Source organism: Mesorhizobium sp. L103C119B0 (assembly GCF_000502235.1).
In the GTDB taxonomy this organism is placed as follows: Bacteria; Pseudomonadota; Alphaproteobacteria; order Rhizobiales; family Rhizobiaceae; genus Mesorhizobium.
This window is the reverse complement of sequence record NZ_AYXE01000052.1, coordinates 1-5497: the sequence shown is the minus strand read 5'-3', so window position 1 is coordinate 5497 and position 5497 is coordinate 1. Positions and strand designations below refer to the sequence as shown.

Sequence of the window (5497 nt, the reverse complement as noted above, 5' to 3'; positions counted from 1 at the left end):
AAAAGCCGGTCGAAACCGACGGTGGTCCGATAGAGGGTATCAAAGGTTCTCATAGCCACATCCTCCTTGAAGCAACATGGGTACAAGGGCGCCGCCCAGCAGCGCCGCCTTTTGCCAAGCCAATCGGCCTCGGCGGGAAACGAATTAGGAAGGGCTGAAAACCGGTTCAAGAGCCCTGTTCAAAAAAATTCCAGTAGCCAGGCCAGCATCCCGCTTCCAATAATTCGCAGCCGCTGAAAAGCAGCTGGCGGCAGCAAAATAGGCCTATTCTGAATTGTGAACGCAAATGGCAATTGGCTCGCCAATGGCAGTTGAATCAAGGAAATTGGTTCGTGGAAATACGCCGACTTCGGCATTGCGCATCAGCGCTCTCGCTCTGCGCATGCCTTCGGAACGTCGCTCGTCGAGTACGCGGCTTCAGCCCAACCAAACGAGGAGCCAAAACAAGGCGTTTCTAAAATGCCGGATTCCAACGAGGAAAATGGCACGGGCAGCAGGGCTCGAACCTACGACCTGCGGTTTTGGAGACCGCCGCTCTACCAACTGAGCTATGCCCGTACGCGCGTTTCAGCGCAGGCGCTTCCTAAAAGCTTCCGGGCGCGCTGTAAAGAGTTGTCTGACGCGCTTTCAGATCCTTTGCCGGAAATCCGAATAGGTGATGACCAGCCCGTCCCTGCCGATCTCGATTTTTCGCCTGCCTGAAGCCGCATGCCGGCGCTCAATCCCCGGCCGGCGGCTTGTACGGCCCGCCCGGTACGCCCCAGCCCCAGGCCGGCATCGGTTCGGTCTGCGGGTCGCAGGTCTCGCCGAGGGTGGAATTCATCTTGGCAAGCCGTGACCCCCATTCGACATAGCCCATGAAGGCGGAACGGAATTCGGGATCGTCCGGCAGCCCGACCGCATCGGCGGCATCGGCAAGCAAGCTGATCCAGCGGCGGCGCTGTTCCTCCGTCAGATGCTTGCCCAAGTGATGCATGACCATCTCGCGATGGCCGCCATGCTGTTCGCTGTAGGTCTTGGGTCCGCCAAAAACCTCGCCGATGAAGGCCGCGACATGCGCGGGATGATCCGGCGACATGTGTTTGAACACCGGGCCGACCACCGGGTCGCGCGACACCTTGTCGTAAAAGGTTTCCGTCAGCCGGTTGAGGGCTTCGATGCCGCCGGCCCATTCGTAGAGTGTCGGGATATCCTGGCTCATTCTCGATCCTCCCCCGGGCGACGCCTGCCACGACGATAGCGGAGAAATCGGGCATGGCTCAACCTGGCTCGATGGCCAGTTTCTGCGATGCCTACAGTTTGGCGGGCGACTCGGCCTTGGCTGTCGGCGGAAACAAACAGTTGTCGGGCTTGGGTGAGGTTTTGCAAATAGCGGGGCCAGTTAGCGCCTCCACCGACTCCGGCCCGGTTGTCAGCCCGACTTTGAGCATCATGTCGGGCTCGAGCTGACGCTCGACCGAGCCTATCGCGGCGAACAGAGCTGGGTCCATCTCCATCTCCTCCAGGTAGGCTTTAACCAACTGCGTCTGTCCCCTCGAGGACATGCTGAGCCTCGCCTTGGGATCGACCAGCCTTTTGGCGCCGGCGGCAAGCATGAGCGCGCAGGCCGAATCGCACTCCACTCCAAAATCGCTAATCAGCCCGACATAGGCACCGTTATCGGCCAAGCAGCCTGCCTCGGGCGGGTCGCAGCCGACGATAGTGGTGCGAGCGACGGCGACGTCGAGCTTCCGTTCATGGATAAGCCTTCCCGCGGCCAGAGCGCTGAACAGGCTGCCCCCCTGTGAGCTGATCACCACCGGCAGCCGCCGGTTGCCAAGGGTGTCGAGCAACTGGCGCAACTTTTGCGGGGTCTGAGGCGTCATCGCGCCTTCCGCCGAGATCCATTCCGGGCAATCGGGATTGCAGAGCGAGTCTCTGCCGCGAACGACAACGAAGCGCATATCTGGCGTCGAATTCCCTGGCGCTGCCTGCAACGGCTTGGGAGCTGGAGCCTTGGCCGCCTGAGAAAGTGGGGGGCCGGTCTTTGCCTTGATAGCAGCCACCACGGCCGGCTTGGCCACGGGCGTTTGTCCGCCGGCTGGCTTGTTTCCCGGTATTTCCCGGCAGTTCGGAGCCGGCGGGTCGAACATGCACAAACTTGCTCTGGTAAACAGGTCCAGAGTGTCCGTGCTGGTGGCCAGTTTCATCGTCAGCATATCGTGGAGGCCGATCTGCCTGATGTCGCTGGCCGGCGTCGCCTTCATCAAGTCCAGCACGCCCTGCCCGATACCCATCTCTCGGAGATAGGCCGAGATCTTTCTCGCGTACCCCTTGCTCATCTCATAGGTCTTGTAGCTTTCACCGGGAGTGACGGTTTGCGTGGTGACCCGATATTTTTTGCCCCGTTTGACGCGATAGGTGGTCCGGTAGTGCGTTGTGGAGGGGAACCAGGTGGTGGTGATCTGATGAACACCCAGATAGTTCCAGCCGCCGGCGACGCGCCGGACGCCTCCGGCAAACATTAGCGGACAGGCGGAATTGCAGCTGGCACCGTCAGACGCTCTGCCGAAAAAAGCCGTGCCCTTGCCGTAGTCGGCGCCACAACCCTCTGTCCCGGGCCAACAATCGGGAAACTCGGTCTTGCCGATGGCGATATCGAGCTTGTTTTTGCGGATTATCCGGCCAAGCTGGAGCGCGGCTTCGACATTGCCACCGAAGGAATTGACGATGATGGGCAGTTTGTGGCTGCCAAGCTTCTTCAAGGTGCGCTTGAGCAGGGCTGGCGTCCCGGCTGCGATGTCGCCTTCGGCGGAGATCCACTCCGGACAATTGGGCTCGCAGCCCGGTGCGTTGCTGCGCGCGACGACAAACTTCATCTCCGAGCGATCCTCGGACCATATCGTCGGATCATTCGTCGGATAGGGCACTCCCTGCAGAGGGAGCAATGTCTGCCATGTCCCGGGGGCGGCATCCTCGGCCTTCGCGGCGAAGGCAGCCATCGCCATCGCGGCCACCGTCGCCAGCCGAACCAGCCCGCGCCGCCACCTTGCAGCATTGTCTGAACGGTGTCCCCAAACCACGCCCGGCAAACCCCTCAATGCAATCCATAATAGTTGCGGCGACGGTGCTTGCAATAGTTTTGAACCAACCGTGCAATACTTGTGCCGCGCAACGCCGGAAACAAAAAGGCAGCCCCAAAGACCGCCCTCTCCTGGTCGATCCGGCTGACGCCGGCTCGACTATTTCTCGATGGTGATGACGACGCCGGCACGACGGTGCGGCCGCCTTCACGGAAGGCGAAGCAAGGCTTCTCTTCCATGACGATAGGCGCGATCAGCCATTGGACGACGGCACCACGCGGCAATTCTCAGGTTTCGGCGCCGATCTGCAGATGCTGGAACCCGTCAGCGCATCCACCGACTGGCGCCCGGTCGTCAGGCCAACCTTCAGCATCATGTCGGGTTCGAGCTGGCGCTCGACCGAACTGCCCTGGAGCGCCCTGAACAAAGCGGGGCTGATCGCCATCTCGTCGAGGTAGGACTTGACCGCCTGCTTCTGCCCCATCAGATAGAGGCTGAGCCGCGCCTGGGTACCGACAAGCCGCCTGGCGCCACCGGCCAGCATGAGCGCGCAGGCCGAATCGCAGTCGCCGTCGCCATCGACGCTCAGCCCGGCATAGGCGCCTTCCCTGGCCAGGCAATTCCACTCTGCCGGGTCGCAGCCGACGAAATCGGTGCGGGCAACGGCAACGTCGAGCTTCTTTTCATGGATGATCCGGCCCGCCGCCAGGGCGCCGGAGAGGTCGCCGCCTCGCGAGCTGATCACCACCGGCAGCCGCCGGTTGCCAAGCGTGGCGAGCAATTGGCTGAGTTTCTGCGGCGTCTGGGGCGTAATCGCGCCTTGCGCTGCAATCCATTCCGGGCAGTCGGGATTGCAGAGCGGGTTGCTGCCGCGAACCACGACAAAGCGCATGCCGTCATCGTGCGGCGCGCTCTCCGGCTTCACCGGCAGCGGCGCAGCCTTTGCCACGTCCGGCAGGCCGCCGGCTGGCTTGTTCGCCGGTATTTCCCGGCAATTCGGAGCCGGAAGGTTCAGCCTGCACAGGCTTGCGCTGGTCAGCAAATCTGCAGCGTCGTCGCTGGTGACCAGCTTCATTGTCAGCATGTCGCTGAGGTCGATCTGCTGGATGTCGCTGGCCGGCGTGCTCTTCATCGTCTCGATGATGCTGAGGTCGACACCCATCTCCTTGAAATAGGCGGACAGCTTGCGCTCCACCCCCTTGCTCATCTCGTAGGTCTTGTAGCTGCCGGTGTTCTTGCGGCTGACGACCTTCTTGCTGATGACCCGCTTCTTGCCTTTCACGATCCGGTAGCGGACCTGATATTGCACGTTCATCTGCACGATCGTGGTCGTGATCTGGTGGACGCCGAGATAGGCCAGCGGCCCGACCAGGCGCCTGGTGCCGCCGGCCAGCATCATTGGACAAGCGGACGCGCAATAGCTGCCGAGCACATAGGGGCTGCCGATATAGTGCGCGCCTCTGGCGTCGTTCTCCTTGCAGTTTTTCATCCCCGGCTCGCAGCCGACGAACCAGGTCCTGCCGACCGCGATGTCGAGCTTGTTCTTGCGTATCATCCGGCCCATGGCGATGGCCGCATCGACATCGCCGCCCGGAGAGTTGATGACGATCGGCAATTTGCGGCCGCCGAGCGTTTTCAGGGCAGCCTTGAGCAGCGCCGGCGACTTGGCCGATATGGCACCCTCGGCCGATATCCATTCCGGACAGGTCGGCTCACAGCCCGCCGCGCCGCTGCGCACGACGACGAACCGCATCGGCGGATCCGGATCCGGCTCTGAATTTTTTGTCTCGGCCGCGAAGGCGGCGCTGCCCACGGCAAGCATCGACACCAGGCAGATCAGCCCCAGTGCCAACCATGGCCGACTATGCAAACGGTGCTGTGGAACCATCCGACCAAGCCCTCAACGCAATCTATACTGTAGAGGCTCACAGACTTGCAACAGAGATTGGGACCCCAAATAGGCACATCTAGCCAACGAAAAAGGGCGGCCCGAGGGCCGCCCCTATCCGTTTCGATCCGGCGATGCCGGGCTCGATTACTCTTTGATGGTGACGACGATGCCGGCACCGACGGTGCGGCCGCCTTCACGGATGGCGAAGCGCAGCTTCTCTTCCATGGCGATCGGCACGATCAGCTCGACATCGACCGTGATGTTGTCGCCGGGCATAACCATTTCCGTGCCTTCCGGCAGCGACACGATGCCGGTCACGTCGGTCGTGCGGAAGTAGAACTGCGGACGGTAGTTGGTGAAGAACGGCGTGTGACGGCCACCTTCGTCCTTGGTCAGGATGTAGGCTTCGGCCACGAACTTCTTGTGCGGCTTCACCGTACCGGGCTTGGCCAGAACCTGGCCGCGCTCGACGCCTTCACGATCAACGCCGCGCAGCAGCGCGCCGATGTTGTCGCCGGCCTGGCCCTGATCGAGCAGCTTGCGG

General features: G+C 62.0%; 3 protein-coding genes, 1 tRNA gene and 1 pseudogene. All 5 read right to left on the bottom strand.

All coding sequences use genetic code 11. The features are described 5' to 3' along the window. Positions 1-482: 482 nt before the first annotated feature. A tRNA-Trp gene (locus tag X728_RS137110) sits at positions 483-558 on the bottom strand. Positions 559-718: 160 nt separating this feature from the next. After that, positions 719-1201 (bottom strand): group II truncated hemoglobin, encoded by a 483-nt coding sequence (locus X728_RS137115; protein WP_023667442.1) that lies wholly within the window; start codon positions 1199-1201, stop codon positions 719-721. Positions 1202-1292: 91 nt separating this feature from the next. Continuing rightward, the gene (locus X728_RS137120; protein ID WP_348524409.1) at positions 1293-2987 is read right to left on the bottom strand and encodes a hypothetical protein; all 1695 of its coding nucleotides are present in this window, start codon (positions 2985-2987) and stop codon (positions 1293-1295) included. A gap of 328 nt (positions 2988-3315) precedes the next feature. Beyond that, positions 3316-4815 carry a hypothetical protein gene (locus X728_RS137125; protein ID WP_348524408.1) on the bottom strand — a complete coding sequence of 500 codons (1500 nt, stop codon included), beginning with the start codon at positions 4813-4815 and terminating at the stop codon, positions 3316-3318. 282 nt (positions 4816-5097) lie between these two features. Further along, a pseudogene (tuf, locus tag X728_RS137130) lies at positions 5098-5497 on the bottom strand (elongation factor Tu); the annotation flags it as partial.